The sequence below is a fragment of the Massilia sp. P2_C2 genome, assembly GCF_056404615.1.
The window spans coordinates 1-20,845 of sequence record NZ_JBFUDR010000056.1 but is presented as its reverse complement, the minus strand read 5'-3'; the positions used below and the strand labels follow the sequence as shown (position 1 = coordinate 20,845).

The window sequence follows — 20,845 nt, the reverse complement described above, 5'->3', positions numbered from 1 at the left end:
GGCAAAAATGCGACACAATCCCGGTAACAAGTGCACGCGTTCGTACACTGGAGCTCATTGAAACGCGGCGTTGATTTATGCCAATTGACCACGCGCAAGTTGAACTTCAGCAAGGCGCGGAATCAGGAAATTCCGACAAAGCCCGATGATGACTTCCGATCAACAATCCGGACGATGCCGCATCGCGTCGTTCTCACAACGTTGTCGCAGCAGTAGGGTGGGCGGCCTCCGCCCACGCGGACGTATGCGAGCTGCGTACGTCCGCATGGGCACCCTACAGCTCGGTGTTAACTGAACGACCACCGGCCGGGGCCCGACGACTGCAGGATCAGGCGCCCTGGCCGTTTTCCAGGAACGAACGAAGCATCCACGCATTCTTTTCGTGGATTTCCATGCGGTCGCTCAGCATGCCGGCGCTCGGCTGGTCGCTCGCTTCGTCGGCAACCCTGAACGCTTCGCGCACGGTGCGGATCAGCGCCTCCTGGCCGTCGACGAGCTGGCGGATCATTTCCTGCGCGTTCGGCACGCCGGGTTCTTCCTTGATCGACGACAGTTCGACGAAGCGGGCATAAGTGCCTGGCGCGAAATGGCCTAGCGCGCGGATGCGTTCGGCGATGTTGTCCAGCGCGTTCCACAGTTCCGTGTACTGTTCCATGAACATGATGTGCAGCGTCTGGAACATTGGCCCCGTCACGTTCCAGTGGAAGTTGTGGGTTTTCAGGTACAGCATGTAGCTGTCCGCCAGGACACGCGACAACGCGTCGGCGATGCGGGCGCGGTCTTCCGTACTGATGCCGATATTGATGTTGCTCATGGAATCCTCCTGTTGGCTTGTCATGTATGACAGCTTAACAGGATGGATTCATAGTTGTTGTTTATATTTTCAATTAAATCGATAGGGAACATCAATGGTGCTCCCTATCCCGGCTCAGTGCTTGACACTGGAGGCCGGCGCCACGGCATCGGCCGTCGTCTCACTGGCAAACAGCTGCGCGCAGTCGACGGCGTCGAAGCCGTAGTGCTTGCCGCAGAAGTCGCAGTTGATGCCCAGCTCGCCCAGGTCATGCAGGGCGGCCTCGACTTCCTTCTGACCCAGCATCTTCAGCATGTTGGCCACTTTCTCGCGCGAGCACGAGCAGTGGAATTCCGGATGCAGCGGGTCGAACACACGGATCGTCTCTTCCCAGAACAGGCGCCTGAGCAGCGTTTCCACGTCCGTCGTCAGCAGTTCTTCCTGCTTCAGCGTCTGGCCCAGCATGACGGCGCGGGTCCACGTCTCGACGTCTTCCTCCTCGCTGGCCTGGGTGACCTGGCCTTTGACGCCGCTGTTGCGCGGCAGCTTTTGCAGCAGCAGGCCGCGCGCGACGTGTTCGTCGGCCGCCAGCCACAGCTTGGTGTCCATCTGTTCCGAGCGCAGCATGTAGTTCTCGATGACGGTCGCGATATCCTCGCCCACGAGCGGCACGACGCCCTGGTAGGGCTGCTGGCCCGGCACCTTGTCCTGCGGGTCGAGCGTGATCACGAAGCGGCCACGGCCGTTCTGGTTCAGCAGCTGCACCACCGATGCGTGGTCCGGCACCTCGGCGCCTTCGCGCAGCTTGGCGGTGGCGCGCAGCTGCAGTTTCGCGTCGCATTCGACGACGAGCAGCTTCACCGGGCCGTCGCCGTGGATCTGCATCACGATCGAGCCGTCGAACTTGAGGTTCGCGGACAGCAGCGCCGCCGCGGCGACCATTTCGCCCAGCAAGGCGCGCACCGCCTTCGGATAGACGTGGCGCGACTGGATCTCGCGCCACGCGTTGGAAATCTCGACGAGCTCGCCACGTACGGCCGCGTTGTCGAAGATGAATTTCTGGAGGGTGTCCTTGCTGGTATCAGTCGTCATTCTTTATCCGATTTTCTTGAGCTCCGCCTTGAAGCGTTTGCCGCGTTCCACGTAGCTGGCGGCATTGCCCTGCAGGCGGAGCAGGTCGTCTTCCGTGAGCGTGCGCACCACCTTGGCCGGCGCGCCCAGGATCAGCGAGTGGTCCGGGAATTCCTTGCCTTCGGTGACGACGGCGCCGGCCCCCACGAGGCAGCCCTTGCCGATCTTCGCGCCGTTCAGCACCACGGCCTGGATGCCGATCAGCGCGCCGTCGCCGACGGTGCAGCCGTGCAGCATCGCCTGGTGGCCGACGGTGACGTTCTTGCCGAGTACGAGCGGAAAGCCCATGTCCGTGTGCATCACCGTGCCTTCCTGCACATTGCTGCCCGCACCGATCGTGATGCGCTCGTTGTCGCCGCGGATCGTCACCCCGAACCACACCGAGGCGTCGGCCTCGATCGTCACCTTGCCGATCAGGTTCGCGGAATCGGCGACATACGCCGAGGGATCGATCTCGGGCGCATACTCGCCCAACTGGTAAATCGCCATGGCATGCTCGCGGAAGGTTGAGATGGCCGTATTTTACGCAAATGGGGCTGACCAGCGGAAAAACAAGCTTCATGCCTATAATGCGAACGATCGTACTAATTCAATCCAGACAGGAACCGCCATGACACCGTCCCGCTCCGAATTTCTCGACATCCGTGGCCTGCGCACGCATGTCCGCCACTGGGGCCGCTTAGGCAGCCCCAAGCTGTTCATGGCGCACGGCTGGATGGACATGTCGGCCTCGTTCCAGTTCGTCGTCGACGCGTTGCAGGGCGACTGGCACGTGATCGCGCATGACTGGCGCGGCTTCGGCCTGACCGAACGTTCGGGCAACGACACCTACTGGTTCCCCGACTATTTCGCCGACCTCGAAGCCATCCTCGACCATTACGCGCCGGGAGAACCCGTCAACCTGCTCGGGCACAGCATGGGCGGCAACATCGTCAGCGTGTATGCGGGCGTGCGACCCGAGCGCATCGCAAAGCTCATCAACCTGGAAGGTTTCGGCCTGCCGGCCACGCGTGCCGAACAGGCTCCCGGCCGCTACGCCCGCTGGCTGGACGAGGTGAAGGCGCCGCCCGTCATGCGCGGCTACGCCAGCCAGGAAGAGGTGGCGGCGCGCCTGCAAAAGACCAATCCCCGGCTGCCGGCCGACCGCGCCGCCTTCCTGGCGCAGCACTGGGCTGCGCAGAACGACCGGGGCGAGTGGGAAATCCTCGGCGACCCGGCGCACAAGATGACGGGGCCGCTGCTGTACCAGGTGGAAGAGGTGCTCGCGTGCTGGCGCCGCATCACGGCGCCCGTGCTGTGGGTCGAGGCGGCGCACACGGACATGTGGCGCTGGATGGGGCCGAAGGAAGAAGCCCGCCACGAGGTCGACCGGCGCCTGGCCCAGCTGGCGAACGTCACGCCGCGCATGATGCCGGAGGCCGGGCATATGCTGCACCACGACCAGCCCGAGAAACTTGCCCAAATGATCGAAGAGTTTTTGGCTGCGTCAACGTAACGCGGGCATTTGGTGGGCACAGGGTGCCCACCCTACGATGCGGGGCCGTAGGGTGGGCTCCCCGAGCCCACCATTTGCATCCAAGGCGAACCGCGTACAATGTTAATTCGAACAGACATTGACGTCCGGATCTTACCCATGAAAGTCGACCTCCACTGCCACTCCAACGTCTCCGACGGCGTGCTCGCACCCGCCGCCGTGGCGGCCTATGCCCGCAAGGGTGGCGTCGACGTGTGGGCGCTGACCGACCATGACGAGGTCGGCGGCATCAAGGCCGCGCGGGCAGAGGCGACGGCACTGGGCATGCGTTTCGTGGCCGGCGTGGAGATTTCCGTGACGTGGGCCAGCGAGACCGTGCACCTCGTCGGCCTGCAGGTCGACGAAGACGATCCCACGCTCGTGCAGGGCCTGGCCGCCACGCGCCACGGACGCGACAACCGCGGGCGCGAGATCGCCGCGCAGCTGGACAAGGCCGGTATCCCGAACGCCTACGAAGGCGCGCTCAAGTATGTCGGCAACCCCGACCTGCTGTCGCGCACGCATTTCGCACGCTACCTGTGCGAGCTCGGCGTATGCGCCACGACGTCCGAAGTGTTCCGCCGCTATCTGACCGAAGGCAAGCCGGGCTACGTCCCGCACCGGTGGGCCACCTTGCCGGACGCGATGGGCTGGATCCGCGCCGCCGGCGGCATCCCCGTGATCGCACACCCGGGGCGCTACCGCTTCGACGCGACGGCCGAGGGCGCGCTGTTCGACGAGTTCAAACAGCTTGGCGGCAATGCCATCGAGGTCGTCACGGGCAGCCATACGCCGGACCAGTACGCCACGTACGCGGAGGTGGCGCGGCGCTACGGCTTCCTCGCCTCGCGCGGGACGGATTTCCATGCGCCGGGGGAGGCGAGGGTGGAGTTCGGCGAGCTGCCGCCGTTGCCGGGCGGCGTGACGCCGGTGTGGCACGACTGGTTTTGAGCCGCGACGCTTGAAATTTCGGCATCTTGCCGTCATATTGTCCGACTGATATCGAACGAATCGTAGGGTGGGCACCCCGTGTCCACCCTACGTAACCAGGCCGGAGGCTCTCCCCATGAAGCGCATATTGCTGTTCCTCGCCACCAACCTCGCCGTGGTGCTCGTGCTGTCGATCGTGCTGAACGTGCTCGGCGTCGGACGTCCCGTCGGCGGAGCCGGGATCAATGTCGGGGCGCTGCTCGTGTTCTCGCTCGTCGTCGGCTTTACCGGCTCCATCATTTCCCTGCTGATGAGCAAACCGATGGCCAGGATGTCGACCGGTGCGCGCGTCATCGGGCAGCCGGCCAACGCCACCGAGGCCTGGCTCATGAACACCGTCGGCAACCTCGCGCAGCGCGCCGGCATCGCCATGCCGGAAGTGGCCGTGTACGACGGCGAGCCGAACGCTTTTGCCACGGGGGCCTTCAAAAATTCCGCGCTCGTCGCCGTGTCCACCGGCCTGCTCGCCAACATGAACCGCGAAGAGGTCGAAGCCGTGCTGGGCCACGAGATCGCGCACGTGGCCAACGGCGACATGGTCACGCTCACGCTGATCCAGGGCGTCGTCAACACGTTCGTCGTGTTCCTCGCGCGCGTCGTCGGCTTCTTCGTCGACAACGTCGTGTTCCGGCGCGGGAACGACGAGCGCGGTCCCGGCATCGGCTATGCCATCACCGTGTTCGTGTGCGAGATCGTGTTCGGCATCGTCGCCTCGATCATCGTCGCCTGGTTCTCGCGCCAGCGCGAGTTCCGCGCCGACGCCGGCTCGGCCCAACTGCTGGGCAGCCCGCTGCCGATGCAGCATGCACTGGCGCGCCTGGCCGGCATGCAGCCGGGCGCGTTGCCGCAGTCGATGGCGGCGTCCGGCATTTCCGGCCATGGCAGCGGCTGGGGCGCGCTGTTCGCGTCGCACCCGCCGATGGAAGAGCGCATCGCGGCGCTGCAGGCCCTGCGCCAGACGGGATTCGTACGATGACCCAGTACTTCGAAGTCCATCCGCAGAATCCGCAGGCGCGGCTGATCCGCCAGGCCGCCCAGATCATCCAGTCGGGCGGCATCGTCGCCGTGCCGACCGACTCCGCCTATGCACTCGTATGCCGCCTGGACGACAAGTCCGCCGTCGAGAAACTGCGGCGCATCCGCGGCATCGACGAGAAGCACCACCTCACCCTGCTCGTGCGCGACCTGTCCGAGATCGCCACCTACGCGCGCGTCGACAACCGCCAGTACCGCCAGCTGAAGGCCGTCACGCCGGGGCCGTACACCGTGATCCTGGAAGCGACGAAGGAGGTGCCGCGGCGTCTTTCGCACCCGTCACGCAAGACGATCGGCATCCGCGTGCCGGAAAACGCCATCCTGCTGGCGCTGCTGGACGAACTGGGCGAAGCGCTGATCGGCACCACCCTTCAGCTGCCTGGCGACGAGCACATGCTGTCCGATCCGGACGAGGTGCGCGACCGCCTCGACCGGCAGATCGAACTGGTGATCGACGGCGGCGCCGGCACTCTCGAGCCCACCACCATCGTCGACCTCACCGGGCCCGAGGCGGAACTCGTGCGCGCGGGCCGCGGCGACCCGGCCGCCTTCGGCCTGTAGCGCCCGCGGCCGCCCCGGTCGCGCGCTCTGATAGAATCGCAATTTATGGATGAACTCATACGCAACCTGGCAGTGTATGCACTGCCGGTCCTCTTTGCGCTCACGATGCACGATGCCGCCCAGGCGTTCGTCGCCAGGCGCTTCGGGGACAATACCGCCCACGCCGCCGGGCGTACCACTTTCAATCCCCTGGCTCACATCGATCCGATCGGCACCATCGTCATTCCGGCGGTGATGTACCTGATGTCCGGCTTCGTGTTCGGCTATGCGAAGCCGCTGCCCCTGAACTACGGCCAGATGCGCCACCCGAAGCGGGACATGGCCTGGGTCGCGCTGTCCGGTCCGGCCGCGAACTTCGTGATGGCCCTGATGTGGTACGTGATCGCGATCTTCCTGCAGTATTTCGGCGTGCAGGAAGACTTCCCGCACCTCGTGGCCAAGGCCGGCGTGCAGACCAACCTGTGGCTGATGGCCTTCAACCTGCTGCCGATCCCGTCGATGGACGGCGGCCGCGTCGTGTTCAGCCTCCTGCCGCACAAGGCCGCGTTCACTTACGCGCGCCTGGAGCCGTACGGCTTCATCATCCTGCTGGCCCTGATCTTCCTGCATGCGATCGGCCCGTGGCTGTACTACGTCGGCATGATCGCGGACCGGCTGCTGCACCTGATCCTTGTTCCCCTGTTCCTACTCCTGACCTGATACCGCTATGTTTCCCGACCGTGTCGTTTCCGGCATGCGCCCGACCGGGCTGATGCACCTTGGCCACTACCACGGGGCCCTGAAGAACTGGATCCGCATGCAGTCCGAACTGCCTTGCCTGTTCTTCGTGGCCGACTGGCACGCGCTGACCACGCACTACGACGACCCGACGATCATCGAGAAGAGTACCTGGGACATGGTGATCGACTGGCTCGCGGCCGGCATCGATCCGGCCCAGGCCACGATCTTCATCCAGTCGAAAGTGCCCGAGCACGCGGAACTGCACCTGCTGCTGTCGATGGCCACGCCGCTCGGCTGGCTCGAGCGCGTGCCGACGTACAAGGACCAGATCGAGAACCTGTCCAACCGCGATCTCGCCACCTACGGCTTCCTCGGCTACCCGCTGCTGCAGGCCGCCGACGTGCTGATCTACCGCGCCACGCAGGTGCCGGTCGGCGAGGACCAGGTCCCGCACATCGAGATGATGCGGGAGATCGCGCGGCGCTTCAACCACCTGTACGGCAAGGAGCCTGGCTTCGAGCAGAAGGCGCTGGAGGCCGTGAAGAAGCTGGGCAGCAAGCGCGCGAGGCTGTACACGGAGCTGCGCACCGCATTCCAGCAGGACGGCGACGAGGCGGCACTGGAACAGGCGCAGGCCATGCTGAACGAGGTGGGCAGCCTGTCGAACATCGACCGCGAGCGCCTGTTCGGCTACCTCGAAGGCAGCCGCAAGATCATCCTCGTCGAGCCGCAGGTGAAACTGACGGAGGCGTCGCGCCTGCCGGGCCTCGATGGCCGCAAGATGTCCAAGAGCTATGGCAATTCGATCTCGCTGCGCGAGGATCCGGCCTCCGTGACGAAGAAGATCCGCACGATGCCGACCGACCCCGCGCGCGTGCGCCGCAGCGATCCGGGCGACCCGCTGAAGTGCCCCGTGTGGCAGTTGCACGAAGTGTATTCCGACCCGAACACGAAAGAATGGGTCATGAAGGGCTGCACGAGCGCCGGCATCGGCTGCCTCGAGTGCAAGCAGCCCGTCGTGGAAGCCGTGCTGGCCGAGCAGGAACCGATGCACGAACGTGCCCAGCAATACCTGGACGACCCGTCGCTCGTGCGCGCCATCGTCGCCGACGGCTGCGAGAAGGCCCGCAAGCTGGCGCAGGAGACGATGCGCGACGTGCGCGAAGTCATGGGCTTGTCGTATTCGTGACCGTACTCGTGACGATGCACGGCGCGAGCGACAATCCATCGGCCTGGGTCGCGCGCTGGGCTCCCGCGATCCCGCCGGGCGAGGTGCTGGACCTCGCCTGCGGCGGCGGGCGCCACGCGCGCCTGCTGGCATCCCTCGGCCATCCCGTGCTGGCCGTCGACCGCGACGCCGCCGCGCTGGTGCAGGCGGCCGGTCCCGGCATCACGACCCTGCACCATGACCTTGAGGAAGAGGGGAGTGCATGGCCCTTCGCGCCGGGCCGCTTCGCCGGCATCGTCGTGACGAACTACCTGCACCGGCCGCTGTTCACGCACCTGGCAGAGGCGCTGGCGCCGGATGGCATCGTCGTCTACGAGACCTTCGCCCAGGGGAACGAACGCTTCGGCAAGCCGTCCAATCCGGCCTTCCTGCTGGCGCCGGGCGAATTGCTGGACGTGGCGCTGCGCCATGGCTTGCGTGTGCTGGCGTACGAGGATGGCATCGTCGACGCGCCGCGTACTGCGCGCGTGCAGCGGTTATGCGCCGGCGGTCCGGCATTCGATCCCGGCGTCGCCCGGCTTCACTTGTAACTGAGCTGTAACCGAGCTGTAAATGAGTCATTAAGTTAGTGTGGAATGAACCATAACCACGGGCTATCCGCTACAATCGACCATTCTTTATTAAAAGCACAGTCCACTGATTATGATTAAGGGCAGCATAGTAGCAATCGTCACGCCGATGTTCGAGGATGGAAGTTTGGACAGGGACAGCCTGCGCAAACTGCTCGACTGGCACGTGGCGGAAGGTACGGACGCGATCTGCATCGTCGGTACCACCGGCGAGTCGGCCACGGTGACGCCGGAAGAACACTGCGAACTGATCAAGCTGGCCGTCGACCACGTCGCCGGCCGCATCCCGGTGATCGCCGGCACGGGCGGCAATTCGACCGCCGAAGCGATCGCGCTCACCCGCCACGCCAGGGATGTCGGCGCGAATGCCTCGCTGCAGGTGGTCCCGTACTACAACCGTCCGTCGCAGGAAGGCATGTATCGCCACTTCAAGGCGATCGCCGAAGCCGTCGACCTGCCGGTGATCCTGTACAACGTGCCGGGTCGTACCGTCGCCGACATGGCCAACGAGACCGTGCTGCGCCTGGCTGCCATCGACAACATCGTCGGTATCAAGGACGCGACCGGCAACCTCGGCCGCGGCATCGAACTGATGCGCGACATCGACCGTTCGTTCGCCGGCAAGGGGCAATCGTTCGCCGTGTACTCGGGCGACGATCCGACCGCGATGGCACTGATGTTCGCCGGCGGCGCCGGCAATATCTCGGTGACCGCGAACGTCGCCCCGCGCGCGATGGCCGAACTGTGCAACGCCGCGATGAACGGCCAGATCGCCCGCGCGGTCGAGATCAACAACCGCGTGCTGGACCTGCACGCCAAGCTGTTCGTCGAGCCGAACCCGGTCCCGGTGAAGTGGGCCCTGGCCGAGATGGGCAAGATCCCGTCCGGCCTGCGCCTGCCGCTGGCGCCGCTGGCTGCGCAATACCACGACACGGTACGCGCCGCACTGCGCGCATCCGGCGTCCTTTGATAACGGTCCCCGAACCTGCTGCATTACCAGCTTTAACGATATGACGAACCGCAAGATGATGACCTCCACCGCAGCCCGTACCCTGGCGCTGACCGCCATCGCGTTCAGCCTGGCCGCGTGCACGACCGTGTTCGAATCGGACAAGGTGGACTACAAGGCTTCCAAGAAAGCGCCTCCGCTGGACATTCCGCCGGACCTGACCCAACTGCAGAAGGACAACCGCTATGCCGTGCCGGATGGCCGCGGCGTCGCCACCGCGTCGGGTTTCCAGCAGCAGCGCGGCGCCGCGCCGGCCGTTGCAGCCGCGTCGGGCGAACAGATCGGGCAAGTGCCCACTGACACCATCCGCATCGAGCGCAACGGCAACCAGCGCTGGCTCGTGGTCAAGGAAACCCCGGAACAGCTGTGGCCGCAACTGCTGGAGTTCTGGCACAACTCGGGCTTTACCGTCGAGACCGAGTCGCCCCAGACCGGCATCATGGAAACCAACTGGGCCGAGAACCGCGCCAAGATCCCGCAGGACTTCCTCCGTCGCACCATCGGCAAGGTCTTCGATTCCGCGTATTCCACGGGCGAGCGCGACAAGTTCCGCACGCGCCTCGAGCGTCGTCCGGACGGTTCGACCGAGATCTATGTCAGCCACCGCGGCGCCGAGGAAGTGCTGACCGGTCCGCAGAAGGAAAGCGTGACCTGGACCGCGCGTCCGAACGATCCGGAACTGGAAGCCGAATTCCTGAGCCGCCTGATGGCGCAGCTGACCGGTACCAAGGTCAAGGAAGCCACGGCATTCGTGACCAATGCGCCGCTGGAAGCGCAGCACGCCAGGCTGGAAGGCAACAAGGTCGTCGTCGACGAAGGCTTCGACCGCGCATGGCGCCGCGTGGGCCTGGCGCTGGACCGCGTCGGCTTCACCGTGGAAGACCGCGACCGCGTGCAAGGCATCTACTTCGTGCGTTATGTCGATCCGGACGCAGTCAAGAAGGAAGGCTTCTTCAGCAAGCTGTTCGGCAGCGACGACAAGAACAAGGAAGCGCAGAAGTTCCGCGTGCTCGTCTCGGCCGTGCCGAATGCGACGGCGTCGGACGTGACGGTCCAGACGAACGACGGCAAGCCGGAGACGTCGCCGACCGGGGCCAAGATCCTCAAGCTGCTGGCGGACGAGTTGAAATAAACCCGTTTCGCGCAAACAAAAAACCGGCCGCTGGCCGGTTTTTTGTTTGCGGTATGCAGGGTGGGCACGGGGTGCCCACCCTACGGCAATACGATATCGTAGGATGGGCGCCCCGTGCCCATCAAATGCCCGCAAAACCAATAGACGAAAAAAAACCGGCCCGCAGGCCGGTTCTTTTCGATGATTCGAATTACTTCGAAGCAGCCGGAGCAGCAGCAGCCGAAGCGGCTTCAGCAGCAGCCGAAGCAGCCGAAGCAGCAGCCGAAGCGGCCGAAGCAGCAGCTTCAGCAGCGGCCGGAGCAGCCGGGGTAGCGGCAGCGTCAGCAGCCGGAGCGGCCGGAGCAGCCGGAGCAGCGGTCTCGGCAGCCGGAGCAGCCGGGGCAGCCGGAGCTTCTTCTTTCTTCGAGCAAGCAGCCAGGGCGACAGCCAGCAGGGAAACGATCAGCAGAGATTTTTTCATGGTTTTTTCCTTAATTAATTCAAAAGGTTGGTGCGATGAATAATTACCGGTAATTATCGCTCGTCAGGAATTCTCTTGTTTGTATACTTTGGAAAAAGTGCCTACAGACAACGGAACCTTCCTAACCCGATATTATAGCCAAATTTACTGAATCGCAATAGAAAAGTCGTGTCAAGACGTAACAGTTGCCAGATCGGGCAATGTTCATTTTCTTGCAACACAACATAACTTGTCCGTACGCTAGCTCTCATTAGAGAACCGAGCAAAAACAAGTATTTACAGTCCTGTGACACTGGCTTGCAGGCTGGGTTGGGATTCTGCCCATATGGCGTCGAAACGCAGGCGCGACAGCTCGGTTTGTTGCGGTGCATCAAGGGCTGCCTCGCCGCGCAAATGCGCGCTGTGGAAGCGCCGCACGATATGCCGGTCGTCCGCGATACAGAACGAATCCGTCAGTTCGCGCAGGCTGCGCGGCGTTTGCCGGCATTCGATCGCATGGGCATAATCCTTGAGCAGGCGCAGGAAGCGCGCTTCCCGCTCGAGGTGCGCAGGGTCGTGCAGGACGAGACGGAGCAGACCGCCGGCGTGCAGGAAGCGGCGCAGGATGGCGTCGACGTCCGGCGCGCCCAGCCGGAACAGTGCGAAGTCCGGGTCGAACATGACGAGCGTCGCCCGCGCCCGCGCCAGCACGTCGCCCAGGTGGGCCTGGAACGCGGCGCGGGTATCGAAAGGCAAGAGCTCGGGCGTGGTCATGGTCAGTCCAAAGGTCAGGCCAACTCCAGCCAGCCGTCCTGGTACCAGGTGTACAGGGCATCCAGCACGTCGTCGGACGCCTGCTCCAGCAGGCTGCCTGCCAGGCCGCGCTCGTTGGCGAGCACGTCCAGCACGACCTTGTCCGCACGCCCGACGCCGAACGATTCGCCATTGATGAACACGTGCTTGCCGCGGTACAGCATCAAGGTCTTGGGCGACAGTTTCAGGCCCTTCTTCGCGGCCTGTTCCATGAAGCGGCCCACCGTCAGCGGTTTCGCGACCGGCGTGAAGAACACGTTGTGCTTGGGTTCGGACAGGTATTCACCCAGGAAGATCGTGACGTCTTCCTCGTCCCAGCGCACCTTGTTGAGTTCTTCGGTGACGGTCGCCAGCATGTCGCGCGGGATCTCGGCCGGGTTCTTCGCAGGCGCCAGGCCCGGGTCGGCGTAGCGGCCCGGCAGGTCGATCGAGTCGGCCATGAATTGCAGGAAGGCTTCGCCCAGTTCCTGGAACGACGGGGAGCGGAAGCCGATCGAATACGTCATGCATTCGCCTTCGGCCACGCCGTCGTGCGCGTAGTGCGGCGGCAGGTACAGCATGTCGCCCGGCTCCAGCACGAACTCTTCTTCCGGTTCGAAGTTCGCGAGGATCTTCAGCGGCAGGCCCTCGACGAGCGTCAGGTCCTGCTGCGCGCCGATGCGCCAGCGGCGCCGGCCCTGTGCCTGCAGCAGGAACACGTCGTAGGAATCGAAGTGCGGGCCGACGCCGCCGCCGTCCGTCGCATAGCTGACCATCAGGTCGTCCAGGCGCGCGTCCGGCACGAAACGGAACTGGCGCAGCAGGGCATCGGCTTTCGGGTCGTGCAGGTTGACGCCCTGCACGAGCATCGTCCATTCGCGCTGCGTGCGCGGCGGCAGTTCGGCCAGCGGACCGTGCTGCATGTCCCAAGTGCTGTCGGTCAAGGTCACGAGGCGCGACTCGACGTGGTTGAGCTTCGCCAACTCGGCGAGTTTGTCGAATTTGAGCAGCGGCTTGAAATCGGGAATGGCCTGACGGATCAGGAGGGGTTTCTTGTGCCAGTAGTCGCGGAGGAACTGGGCGGGCGTGATATTGCCAAGGAGCTGTAATTTTTGCATGGGTCCATTATAACCAGCAGCCATCGGGGAAAGATGGTACAAAGGCTATATAATCCGCACCTTACACACGAAAGGAAGTGCAATGAAGATTGCCCAGAACACGGTTGTGTCGGTCAACTATAAACTGTCCGACGCCCAGAACAACCTGATCGAAGACGGCGCCCAGCCGATGGTCTACCTGCACGGCGGTTACGAGAACACGCTGCCGAAGATCGAAGAAGAGCTGGACGGCAAGGACGTGGGTTACGCGTCGACCATCCAGATCGAGCCGGAAGACGCGTTCGGCGATTACGATCCGAACCTGGTCAAGGTCGAAGAGCGCAACCGCCTGCCGGAGCCGATCGAAGTCGGCATGCAGTTCGAAGGCATGGCCGAGGGGAGCGATGAAGAGCCGGTGATCTTCACCGTCACCGAAGTCGCCGACGACAAGGTCGTCCTCGACGGCAACCACCCGCTGGCCGGCATGGCCCTGCGTTTCGAACTGTCCGTGATCGACGTGCGCGCCGCGACGCCGGAAGAGATCGCCCACGGCCACGTGCACGGCGCCCACGGCCACCACGGCCACGACGAGATGGAAGACAGCGAAGAGGGCGACCACTTCCGCAGCCAGCCGCTGCAGTAAGTCCCGCGCCCGCGCACCGGACCCGGCCGCAGCCGGGTTACCGTTCTTTTGCGCCGCCGGTTTTCGTCGCCGGCGCCGTCTCCACCTTGCGCGGATCGACCTTGAACAGGGTCTTCGCCACCGGATCCACGACCACTTCCAGCGCATCGGCACCGGCAGACAGATGGCCGACATTGCCACGCCATTCGATCACCGGCTTCGCGCGCACGCGCGTGCCGTCCACGAGAAGCACCTTGCCCGGGAATTTTTGTGCCAGCGACACGATCAGCCGCCGCGGTTCCGCGAAGCCGTCATTGTCCGGCCCGGCACTGCGCAGCAGTGCGCGCAGGCCCGTCGGCTGCGCGGCGATCCGCACATCCCCTTCCGAAAACAGCACGAGCGCTTCCAGCCTGTCGCGCTTCGCGATGGCGAACAGCCGGTTCAGCCAGAACCGGTTCGCCACGAGCCGGTCTTCGTACTCGCTGTTGCGGCCAGCCTCGTTCAGGTAGTGGTTGTTATTGGCCGGCATGTTCACGGTGGCATACAACACCTTGCCGACCGACCAGTGCGCATTTTCCGCGTAGCTGCGAAAGCGCGGGCTCATCGACTGGCGCGTGACGGGCAGCTTGCGCGCGCCGAGCGTGTCCGGTTCGCCGTAGAACAGTTCGCGGATGCGGTTCAGGCGCTCGATCGCATTCGAGCGGCCCGCGCTGTTCCTGCATTCGGTCCAGTCGCTGCCGGCCGGCAGCACGACGACGGGCCGGCGCGCATCGTCGATCAGCTCGCGCCGCTTCTGGTACAGCTTGTCCGTGCACGGTTCGTTCACGCCCTTGACGCCCGTGACGACGAGGAAGGCGACGTCGCCGTCGTCGTTGTCGCGCAGCGCCTGCTTCAGGCGCTTGTCGCCGCCGTCGGTGAAGCCGTGGCCGATGATGGCGAAACGGTGCGCGTCGTCGTCGCGGGTGTCACGGGTATCGCCGGCGGCATGGGCGCTGCCCGCGAGCGCGCAGGCGAGGGCCAGCAGGACAAACGGATGGTGTCGCGGCATCGTCACGCCGAGGCCAGGCGCTTCAGCTCGTACAAGCGTTCGAGCGCTTCGCGCGGGCTCAGGGCATCCGGATCGATGACGTCCAGCAGGGCCAATGCGGGCGACGGCGCCGCCTCGCGCGCGGGCGCTGGCTCCGCCGTGGCCGTGGCGGTATCCGCGTCCGCGTCCGCATCGCCGCATGGCGCGGGCGCGAACAGGTCGAGCTGCGGCGTCGCGTCGAGCGCCTGCRCTTCCAGTCGCGCCAGGTGTTTGCGCGCGGCGCGGATCACGCCCGGCGGCACGCCCGCCAGCTGCGCGACCTGCAGGCCATAGCTCTGCGAGGCGGGGCCGTCCTGCACGGCGTGCAGGAACACGATGCTGTCCTTGTGTTCGACGGCCGACAGGTGCACGTTGGCGGCGCTCGGATGCTGTTCCGGCAGCTGCGTCAGCTCGAAGTAGTGGGTGGCGAACAGGGTAAAGCTGCGGCTCGTCTCGATCAGGTGGCGCGCGATCGCCCATGCGAGCGCGAGGCCGTCGAACGTCGACGTGCCGCGGCCCACTTCGTCCATCAGCACCAGCGAATGTTCCGTCGCGCCGTTCAGGATCGCAGCCGATTCCGTCATCTCCACCATGAACGTCGAGCGGCCGCCCGCGAGATCGTCGGACGCGCCGATGCGCGTGAAGATGCGGTCGACCGGACCGATCGTCGCACTCGTCGCCGGCACGTAGCTGCCCACGTAGGCGAGCAGCGTGATGAGGGCGACCTGGCGCATGAACGTCGATTTACCGCCCATGTTCGGACCGGTGATCAGCAGCAGGCGGCGGTCGTTCGAGAGCTTGCAGTCGTTGGCGATGAAGCGCTCGATCTGGTTTTCGACGACGGGATGGCGGCCTTCGACGATCGTGAGGCACGGTTCCTCGACCAGCTGCGGCATGCACCAGTTGTTGCGCACGGCGTGGGCGGCGAGCGCGGTCAGCGTGTCGAGCTGGGCGATGCCGGCCGCGATGCGCTGCAGGCACACGATGTGCGGCGCGAGGTCGGCCAGCAGCAGCTCGTACAGCAGCTTCTCGCGCGCCAGCGCGCGGTCCTGCGCGGACAGGGCCTTGTCCTCGAACGCCTTCAGTTCCGGCGTGATGTAGCGCTCGCAGTTCTTCAGCGTCTGGCGGCGGCGGTAATCGTCCGGCACCTTGTCGGCCTGGCCGTTCGTGACTTCGATGTAGAAGCCGTGCACCTTGTTGTACTCGACGCGCAGGTTCGTGATGCCCGTGCGGGCCCGCTCGCGCGCTTCCAGGTCGACGAGGAACTGGCCGGCATTCTCGGACAGCGCGCGCAGTTCGTCGAGCTCGGCGTCGAAGCCGCGCGCGAACACGCCGCCGTCGCGCACCATCGCGGCCGGCTCCGTTGCGATGGCGCGCTGCAGCAGGTCGAGGCAGGACTCGGGCACCGCGATGGCGTCATGGATGTCGCGCAGCAGGCAGGAGTCGCCGGGGATGAAGCATTGCGCCACCTGTTCGCGCAGCGCGGGCAGCTGGGTCAAGCCGTCGCGCAGGCTGGCGAGGTCGCGCGGACGAGCCGTCAACAGCGCGATGCGCGTCGTGATGCGCTCGATGTCCGGCACGTGCGCGAGCGTGGCCGACAGGCCGTGCATCGCTTCGCGCTGGGCCAGCGCCTCGATCGCCTCGTGGCGTGCGCGCGCCACGCGCTGGTCGCGCTTCGCATGGTGCAGCCAGTGGCGCAGCAGGCGCGAACCCATCGCCGTGCGGCAGCCGTCCAGCAGCGAGAACAGCGTGGGCGATTCGAAGCCGCGGATCGTCTCCGTCAGTTCCAGGTTGCGGCGCGTGGAGGCGTCGAGGCCGATGAATTCGCTCTCCGATTCCACGGCCAGGCTCTTCACGTGCTGCAGGCCGCGGCCCTGCGTCGATTGCGCATAGCGCAGCAGCGCGCCGGCCGCGCCGAATGCGGCACCGAGGCCGTCCGCGCCGAAGCCGGAGAGCGTCGCCACGCCGAGCTGGTCGAGCAGCGCCTTGTGGCCGTGCAGCACGTCGAAATGCCAGTCCGGCACGCGCTGCGTGTGGCCGATCGGGCTTTCCTCGAACAGATCGGCGCCGTCGTCCGCGCGCAGCACTTCGGCCGGCGCGATGCGTTCCAGTTCCTGCACGAGGCGCACGGCGRCGCCGCGCGCGTCGCCCGCGAATTCCATCAGCTTCAGCGCGCCGCTCGCGAGCGACATCCACGCGAGGCCGGTCGTGACCACCTTGCGGTTGGCGACCGTGCACACGGCCAGCAACGGACGCTCGGCCTTTTCCGGCAACAGGTCGGCATCGGTGAGCGTACCCGGCGTGACGACGCGCACGACCTTGCGTTCGACCGGCCCCTTGCTGAGGGCCGGATCGCCGATCTGCTCGCAGATCGCGCACGACTCGCCCAGCTTCACAAGCTTGGCGAGGTAAGGATCGAGCGAATGGAAGGGCACGCCCGCCATCTTGATTGGATTGCCGCCCGAACTGCCGCGCGCCGTCAGCGTGATGCCCAGGATGCGCGCGGCCTTCTCGGCGTCCTCGAAGAACAGCTCATAGAAGTCGCCCATCCGGTAGAAGACGAGCATCGTCGGGTAGTCGGCCTTGATGCTGAGATATTGCTGCATCATCGGGGTGTGCTTTTCGGTCGCGAGGCGTTTGGCCGCGTCGGCGTTGATTTCGCGTGGAACGTTCATGTAGTCAAGATCGGGACAGCGGGGCAAGAACTTGCCAGGGTCGCCATTTTACCGCGTTCGATCGGAAGGGGGAGAGCGGGGCAGTACGGATAGGCACACGGGTTCCCCGCAGCCGCCTGCGTGGTATCGGGCTACTGTGCGGATTCGCTGGTCAGGGGTTCAGCGAACGATGTGCCGGTTCCGGCAACGAGACGACTCGACGCCGGCAGCGGCCGTAAAAGCAGTGTCATTCGTCCGGTTTGCCGTAGACGGATGCTCGATGTTCGTACTCCGCCTGGCGAAGTTCCTGGTCGAGATCCTTGTGTTGACGGATGGGGCCGGCGATGCGAGCAATGATGATGATCGCTATGAAAGTTAAAAGGTAGATCATGCCGCGCTCCGTCTCCAGGTGCCAAAAAAGGCAATGTCGTGTTTTTATTTAGACAATCGTATTTGCCAAAATTGCCACTGTCAATCGATATCTCTTCGGCYTGGCTGGCTTATCAGCTCTACCAATTTATTCGCATGGCATTGAATCTGAGCTTTTTTCTCATTTAATTATTCCGATGGTAATAGATTATGCTTATTAAATTGCTTTAAACTCATCTTTGTGACAAATCAAATGATCAGCTCCTTTTGATGTCACCAAAAGCCCGTGCAAGGAACCAACACTTTCATGGATACGGAATTTATAGCGATGTTTTTCGTGGCGGCTGCCATGAATTGCGAAACACATTAGTTCACAATTGCTGCGTTTCTGGCGAGGCACGGCCACTCGGGATGGCGCTGCCGATCGCGCCATCGGGCACCGGGTGGCCGTGAGCGGTCAGGACAGGAGATGACGACGCCTCCCCGGCATCGCCAGCACCCGCAATGCCGTTTCGAGGCGCACGCGCCGGTATTCCATCGCCCGCGCCGCCGCGTGCACGCCCTGGGCGCGCAGGGCGTCCTGGATGTTGTCGGCCGTCCAGCGGTCGATCCGCCGTTCGCCCARCATTTTCTTCAGCAAGCCCTGGTCGTCGATCCATCGGTAAGTCATGACTTCTCCTTGTGGTTGAGGACTTAATCGTCGCGCAAGTGTGCGACAGCAACTTACCGGGCATCAAGCGATCGTGTGCGCCTTACCGGATCTTCGCGGCGTCGTGATTGCGTTGTGCGACCTCGGCCCGGCGTTCGCCACGTTCGTCCGCCAGTACCGCTTTGTCGTGCGCACGGTCCTTCCGCTCGATCGCGATCACGTTGCGGTCGTGGCGGGCGTCCCGTGCGGCGATCTTCGCCTCGTTGAGTTCGTGCCGCCGCGCCCGGTCGAGCATTTGCGCATCCTTGACGTCACCCAGCGCGATCAGGGCGTCCTCCCGGCGCTGGTCGCGGCGCGCGTCCTGTTTCTCCAGTTTCGCAACGTTCCTGTCGTGGGCGGCGTCGCGCTTTTCCAGCGCAATCACCCTGTTGTCATGCTGGACCGCGCGACGATCCAGTCTGATCTCGCGCGTATCGTGATGGACGGCCGCGTTGTCCGCTTTGACCTGGTCGACTGCGTCATTCTGCGCGAACGCATTGGCGCCGGTGACCGACAACAGCGCTGCGGCGAGCATCAAGGTGGTTTTCATGAAGGGTTCTCCTGAACGTAGGGACGGTGCGCGATTGCACCGCTCAGGCCAATAACGATGAGCCGGCGCGTCAGGAAGACGATGGTTCATGTAATGGTTGTAAACAAACATTTCCGCGATGCGGACCAGGCACGCCAAGATGTGATTATTTGATAGTTTTTCATCTGAAATAACTTGTTATGATGTACTGTATTGACTAAGGGTTTCCGCGCTGAAATCGGATCACTCCCTGACGCGGCCGGGATCGGACCACGTTGATCTCAGCCGGTTCTGGCATCCCATGGACTCAGGAGAATCGATGATCCGGATACTGATGGCGGACGACCATGCCATCGTGCGCAGCGGGCTCAGGCAGCTTTTGCAGCTTGCCGACGACATCGAGGTGACGGGCGAAGCGACCAATGGCGCCCAGGTGTTGCAGCAGCTTCGCGACGATCGTTTCGACCTCATCCTGCTGGACATGGGCATGCCCGGTATCAGCGGTATCGACCTCATCTCGCGCATCCGTCTTCATGGCGTCACGACTCCCATACTGGTCCTGAGCATGCGCAATGAGGCGCTGGCCGTGAGGCGGGCTCTCGCTGCGGGCGCAAACGGCTATCTGACCAAGGATAACGAGCCGGAGGTTTTGCTGGCGGCGATACGCAAGACCGCCGCCGGAAACCGCTTCATCGATCCGTTGCTCGTCGACGAAATGGTGTTCGGCAATGCGGAATCGCATGCCCGTCCGGCGCATGAACTTCTGACCGATCGCGAGCTCCACATTTTCAGGCTGCTGGCGCACGGTAAAACCGTCAACGATATTGCGGATGAACTGGCGATCAGCAACAAGACCGTCAGTACCCACAAGGCGCGTCTGATGCAAAAGATGAATCTCGCGTCCAATGCGGAGTTGGTGCGTTACGGCGTCAAGCATGACTTGATCGAATAAGCCCCGGAATCGGCCTCGCGGCCGGTGACAAGGAGTATGGACATGGCGGTCGCATCGTGAATTCCACACCTCGTGACGGACGCATTCTGATCGTCGACGATATCGCGGCGAATCTTCAGGTGGTCGCGGATTTCCTCGCGGGCTGCGGGTATGACGTGTTGATCGCGCAGGAAGGCGAGGAGGCGCTGGAACGGGCATCGCTCGCCCTGCCTGACCTCATCCTGCTGGACGTCCTGCTGCCCGACGCCGACGGCTTCGACGTGTGCCGCCGCCTGAAACAGCAGCCGCGGACGCGTCATATTCCCGTCATCTTCATGACGGCCCTGGTCGACACGGAGCACAAGCTGGCAGGGTTCGCGGCGGGCGGCATCGATTACGTGACCAAGCCACTGGATCTCGCGGAAATGCTGGCGAGGATCGATACCCATATGCGCTTGCGCTGGCTGCAGAAACAGCTGGAAGCGAAGAACGCCGAACTCCAGCGTTCGCATGCCGAACTCGAACGGCGGGTGGCGGAACGTACGGCGGAACTCAGCGAAGCCAATCACGGGCTGCGGGAAAGCGAGCGCAAGTTCCGTACCCTGGCGGAGAATTCTCCCGACCTGCTTATCCGTTACGATCGCGCATGCCGCCGCGTGTACGTCAACCCCGCCTATACGACGATGTTCGGCATGTCGGAGGAACAGGCGCTGGCACGCGAACTCGGCGAGGGCTGGTATGGGGGCATCGGCGTGCAGGTCTACGAGGACATGTTGCGCAGCGTCATGGCGACCGGGGTACGGGCCGAGAGCTTCATGACCTGGAAGAAGCCCGGCGCCACCCCGGCGCATTACATCTTCCATGTCGTGCCCGAGTACGACATGGATGGCACGGTATCGCATGTCCTGACGATCGGACGCGACATCACCCCGCTCAAGGAAGCCGAGCGGAGCCAGCAGGAATCGCGCAGCCAGTTG

23 protein-coding genes are annotated in these 20,845 nt (G+C 64.2%); 12 read left to right on the top strand and 11 right to left on the bottom strand.

Translation table 11 applies throughout. From position 1 onward, the window contains the following. Nucleotides 1–328: 328 nt before the first annotated feature. The 3 genes from AC1DYX_RS09465 to AC1DYX_RS09455 all read right to left on the bottom strand — a co-directional run bounded on the left by AC1DYX_RS09465 (nucleotide 329) and on the right by AC1DYX_RS09455 (nucleotide 2,413). Nucleotides 329–814 (bottom strand): Dps family protein, encoded by a 486-nt coding sequence (locus AC1DYX_RS09465; protein WP_477258563.1) that lies wholly within the window; start codon nucleotides 812–814, stop codon nucleotides 329–331. A 114-nt stretch (nucleotides 815–928) separates the two neighbouring features. Continuing rightward, complete coding sequence (hslO, locus tag AC1DYX_RS09460; protein ID WP_477258562.1) at nucleotides 929–1,885, bottom strand: Hsp33 family molecular chaperone HslO; 957 nt, start codon at nucleotides 1,883–1,885, stop codon at nucleotides 929–931. A 3-nt stretch (nucleotides 1,886–1,888) separates the two neighbouring features. Further along, on the bottom strand, nucleotides 1,889–2,413 hold the full coding sequence (locus AC1DYX_RS09455) for a gamma carbonic anhydrase family protein (protein WP_477258561.1): 525 nt from the start codon (nucleotides 2,411–2,413) through the stop codon (nucleotides 1,889–1,891). A gap of 121 nt (nucleotides 2,414–2,534) precedes the next feature. Between AC1DYX_RS09455 and AC1DYX_RS09450 the strand changes: the two genes are divergently transcribed. The 9 genes from AC1DYX_RS09450 to bamC all read left to right on the top strand — a co-directional run bounded on the left by AC1DYX_RS09450 (nucleotide 2,535) and on the right by bamC (nucleotide 10,681). Then, nucleotides 2,535–3,419 (top strand): alpha/beta fold hydrolase, encoded by an 885-nt coding sequence (locus tag AC1DYX_RS09450; RefSeq protein ID WP_477258560.1) that lies wholly within the window; start codon nucleotides 2,535–2,537, stop codon nucleotides 3,417–3,419. 138 nt (nucleotides 3,420–3,557) lie between these two features. Next, on the top strand, nucleotides 3,558–4,388 hold the full coding sequence (locus AC1DYX_RS09445) for a 3',5'-nucleoside bisphosphate phosphatase (protein WP_477258559.1): 831 nt from the start codon (nucleotides 3,558–3,560) through the stop codon (nucleotides 4,386–4,388). Between the two features lie 115 nt (nucleotides 4,389–4,503). Next, a complete protein-coding gene (htpX, locus tag AC1DYX_RS09440) occupies nucleotides 4,504–5,403 on the top strand; it encodes a protease HtpX (RefSeq protein WP_477258558.1) in 900 nt (299 codons plus the stop codon). Then, nucleotides 5,400–6,023, top strand: coding sequence for an L-threonylcarbamoyladenylate synthase (locus tag AC1DYX_RS09435; RefSeq protein WP_477258557.1), 624 nt, complete (start codon nucleotides 5,400–5,402; stop codon nucleotides 6,021–6,023). The genes htpX and AC1DYX_RS09435 overlap by 4 nt, the downstream gene beginning before the upstream one ends. Nucleotides 6,024–6,068: 45 nt before the next feature. Next, a complete protein-coding gene (locus AC1DYX_RS09430) occupies nucleotides 6,069–6,722 on the top strand; it encodes a site-2 protease family protein (RefSeq protein WP_477258556.1) in 654 nt (217 codons plus the stop codon). Nucleotides 6,723–6,729: 7 nt separating this feature from the next. After that, on the top strand, nucleotides 6,730–7,932 hold the full coding sequence (locus AC1DYX_RS09425; RefSeq protein ID WP_477258555.1) for a tryptophan--tRNA ligase: 1,203 nt from the start codon (nucleotides 6,730–6,732) through the stop codon (nucleotides 7,930–7,932). A 14-nt stretch (nucleotides 7,933–7,946) separates the two neighbouring features. Further along, nucleotides 7,947–8,501, top strand: coding sequence for a class I SAM-dependent methyltransferase (locus tag AC1DYX_RS09420; RefSeq protein ID WP_477258570.1), 555 nt, complete (start codon nucleotides 7,947–7,949; stop codon nucleotides 8,499–8,501). Between the two features lie 112 nt (nucleotides 8,502–8,613). Beyond that, nucleotides 8,614–9,510, top strand: coding sequence for a 4-hydroxy-tetrahydrodipicolinate synthase (gene dapA, locus AC1DYX_RS09415; RefSeq protein ID WP_477258554.1), 897 nt, complete (start codon nucleotides 8,614–8,616; stop codon nucleotides 9,508–9,510). 40 nt (nucleotides 9,511–9,550) lie between these two features. Then, nucleotides 9,551–10,681, top strand: a complete 1,131-nt coding sequence (gene bamC, locus AC1DYX_RS09410) for an outer membrane protein assembly factor BamC (protein ID WP_477258553.1) — start codon at nucleotides 9,551–9,553, stop codon at nucleotides 10,679–10,681. A 190-nt stretch (nucleotides 10,682–10,871) separates the two neighbouring features. On the opposite strand, the gene AC1DYX_RS09405 is transcribed toward bamC, so the two are convergent. The 3 genes from AC1DYX_RS09405 to AC1DYX_RS09395 form a co-directional block, all read right to left on the bottom strand. Continuing rightward, entirely contained in the window at nucleotides 10,872–11,141 is a 270-nt protein-coding gene (locus AC1DYX_RS09405) for a hypothetical protein (RefSeq protein WP_477258552.1), read from the bottom strand. 276 nt (nucleotides 11,142–11,417) lie between these two features. Continuing rightward, a complete protein-coding gene (locus tag AC1DYX_RS09400) occupies nucleotides 11,418–11,894 on the bottom strand; it encodes a DUF7931 domain-containing protein (protein WP_477258551.1) in 477 nt (158 codons plus the stop codon). Between the two features lie 14 nt (nucleotides 11,895–11,908). Beyond that, entirely contained in the window at nucleotides 11,909–13,030 is a 1,122-nt protein-coding gene (locus tag AC1DYX_RS09395) for a JmjC domain-containing protein (protein ID WP_477258550.1), read from the bottom strand. Between the two features lie 82 nt (nucleotides 13,031–13,112). Between AC1DYX_RS09395 and AC1DYX_RS09390 the strand changes: the two genes are divergently transcribed. After that, nucleotides 13,113–13,652: an FKBP-type peptidyl-prolyl cis-trans isomerase gene (locus tag AC1DYX_RS09390; protein WP_477258549.1), complete on the top strand. Its 540-nt coding sequence runs from the start codon at nucleotides 13,113–13,115 to the stop codon at nucleotides 13,650–13,652. A gap of 37 nt (nucleotides 13,653–13,689) precedes the next feature. Here the strand turns inward: AC1DYX_RS09390 and AC1DYX_RS09385 are convergent, their stop codons facing one another. The 5 genes from AC1DYX_RS09385 to AC1DYX_RS09365 all read right to left on the bottom strand — a co-directional run bounded on the left by AC1DYX_RS09385 (nucleotide 13,690) and on the right by AC1DYX_RS09365 (nucleotide 18,958). Beyond that, complete coding sequence (locus tag AC1DYX_RS09385) at nucleotides 13,690–14,679, bottom strand: hypothetical protein (RefSeq protein ID WP_477258548.1); 990 nt, start codon at nucleotides 14,677–14,679, stop codon at nucleotides 13,690–13,692. 2 nt (nucleotides 14,680–14,681) lie between these two features. After that, on the bottom strand, nucleotides 14,682–17,372 hold the full coding sequence (mutS, locus tag AC1DYX_RS09380) for a DNA mismatch repair protein MutS (RefSeq protein ID WP_477258547.1): 2,691 nt from the start codon (nucleotides 17,370–17,372) through the stop codon (nucleotides 14,682–14,684). Nucleotides 17,373–17,598: 226 nt separating this feature from the next. Next, nucleotides 17,599–17,742, bottom strand: a complete 144-nt coding sequence (locus tag AC1DYX_RS09375; protein ID WP_477258546.1) for a hypothetical protein — start codon at nucleotides 17,740–17,742, stop codon at nucleotides 17,599–17,601. Nucleotides 17,743–18,177: 435 nt separating this feature from the next. Continuing rightward, nucleotides 18,178–18,390 carry a hypothetical protein gene (locus tag AC1DYX_RS09370; RefSeq protein WP_029756800.1) on the bottom strand — a complete coding sequence of 71 codons (213 nt, stop codon included), beginning with the start codon at nucleotides 18,388–18,390 and terminating at the stop codon, nucleotides 18,178–18,180. Between the two features lie 82 nt (nucleotides 18,391–18,472). Continuing rightward, a complete protein-coding gene (locus AC1DYX_RS09365) occupies nucleotides 18,473–18,958 on the bottom strand; it encodes a hypothetical protein (RefSeq protein ID WP_477258545.1) in 486 nt (161 codons plus the stop codon). Between the two features lie 298 nt (nucleotides 18,959–19,256). Between AC1DYX_RS09365 and AC1DYX_RS09360 the strand changes: the two genes are divergently transcribed. Then, a complete protein-coding gene (locus AC1DYX_RS09360; RefSeq protein ID WP_477258544.1) occupies nucleotides 19,257–19,889 on the top strand; it encodes a response regulator in 633 nt (210 codons plus the stop codon). A gap of 56 nt (nucleotides 19,890–19,945) precedes the next feature. After that, nucleotides 19,946–20,845, top strand: a 900-nt coding sequence (locus AC1DYX_RS09355) for a response regulator (RefSeq protein WP_477258543.1), incomplete at its 3' end; no start/stop codon positions are given.

Coding starts and splice junctions, on each gene's coding strand:
- AC1DYX_RS09465 (WP_477258563.1), bottom strand. CDS start 814: ATGAGCAACATCAATATCGGCATCAGTACGGAAGACCGCGCCCGCATC.
- hslO (WP_477258562.1), bottom strand. CDS start 1,885: ATGACGACTGATACCAGCAAGGACACCCTCCAGAAATTCATCTTCGAC.
- AC1DYX_RS09455 (WP_477258561.1), bottom strand. CDS start 2,413: ATGGCGATTTACCAGTTGGGCGAGTATGCGCCCGAGATCGATCCCTCG.
- AC1DYX_RS09450 (WP_477258560.1), top strand. CDS start 2,535: ATGACACCGTCCCGCTCCGAATTTCTCGACATCCGTGGCCTGCGCACG.
- AC1DYX_RS09445 (WP_477258559.1), top strand. CDS start 3,558: ATGAAAGTCGACCTCCACTGCCACTCCAACGTCTCCGACGGCGTGCTC.
- htpX (WP_477258558.1), top strand. CDS start 4,504: ATGAAGCGCATATTGCTGTTCCTCGCCACCAACCTCGCCGTGGTGCTC.
- AC1DYX_RS09435 (WP_477258557.1), top strand. CDS start 5,400: ATGACCCAGTACTTCGAAGTCCATCCGCAGAATCCGCAGGCGCGGCTG.
- AC1DYX_RS09430 (WP_477258556.1), top strand. CDS start 6,069: ATGGATGAACTCATACGCAACCTGGCAGTGTATGCACTGCCGGTCCTC.
- AC1DYX_RS09425 (WP_477258555.1), top strand. CDS start 6,730: ATGTTTCCCGACCGTGTCGTTTCCGGCATGCGCCCGACCGGGCTGATG.
- AC1DYX_RS09420 (WP_477258570.1), top strand. CDS start 7,947: ATGCACGGCGCGAGCGACAATCCATCGGCCTGGGTCGCGCGCTGGGCT.
- dapA (WP_477258554.1), top strand. CDS start 8,614: ATGATTAAGGGCAGCATAGTAGCAATCGTCACGCCGATGTTCGAGGAT.
- bamC (WP_477258553.1), top strand. CDS start 9,551: ATGACGAACCGCAAGATGATGACCTCCACCGCAGCCCGTACCCTGGCG.
- AC1DYX_RS09405 (WP_477258552.1), bottom strand. CDS start 11,141: ATGAAAAAATCTCTGCTGATCGTTTCCCTGCTGGCTGTCGCCCTGGCT.
- AC1DYX_RS09400 (WP_477258551.1), bottom strand. CDS start 11,894: ATGACCACGCCCGAGCTCTTGCCTTTCGATACCCGCGCCGCGTTCCAG.
- AC1DYX_RS09395 (WP_477258550.1), bottom strand. CDS start 13,030: ATGCAAAAATTACAGCTCCTTGGCAATATCACGCCCGCCCAGTTCCTC.
- AC1DYX_RS09390 (WP_477258549.1), top strand. CDS start 13,113: ATGAAGATTGCCCAGAACACGGTTGTGTCGGTCAACTATAAACTGTCC.
- AC1DYX_RS09385 (WP_477258548.1), bottom strand. CDS start 14,679: ATGCCGCGACACCATCCGTTTGTCCTGCTGGCCCTCGCCTGCGCGCTC.
- AC1DYX_RS09375 (WP_477258546.1), bottom strand. CDS start 17,742: ATGATCTACCTTTTAACTTTCATAGCGATCATCATCATTGCTCGCATC.
- AC1DYX_RS09365 (WP_477258545.1), bottom strand. CDS start 18,958: ATGAAAACCACCTTGATGCTCGCCGCAGCGCTGTTGTCGGTCACCGGC.
- AC1DYX_RS09360 (WP_477258544.1), top strand. CDS start 19,257: ATGATCCGGATACTGATGGCGGACGACCATGCCATCGTGCGCAGCGGG.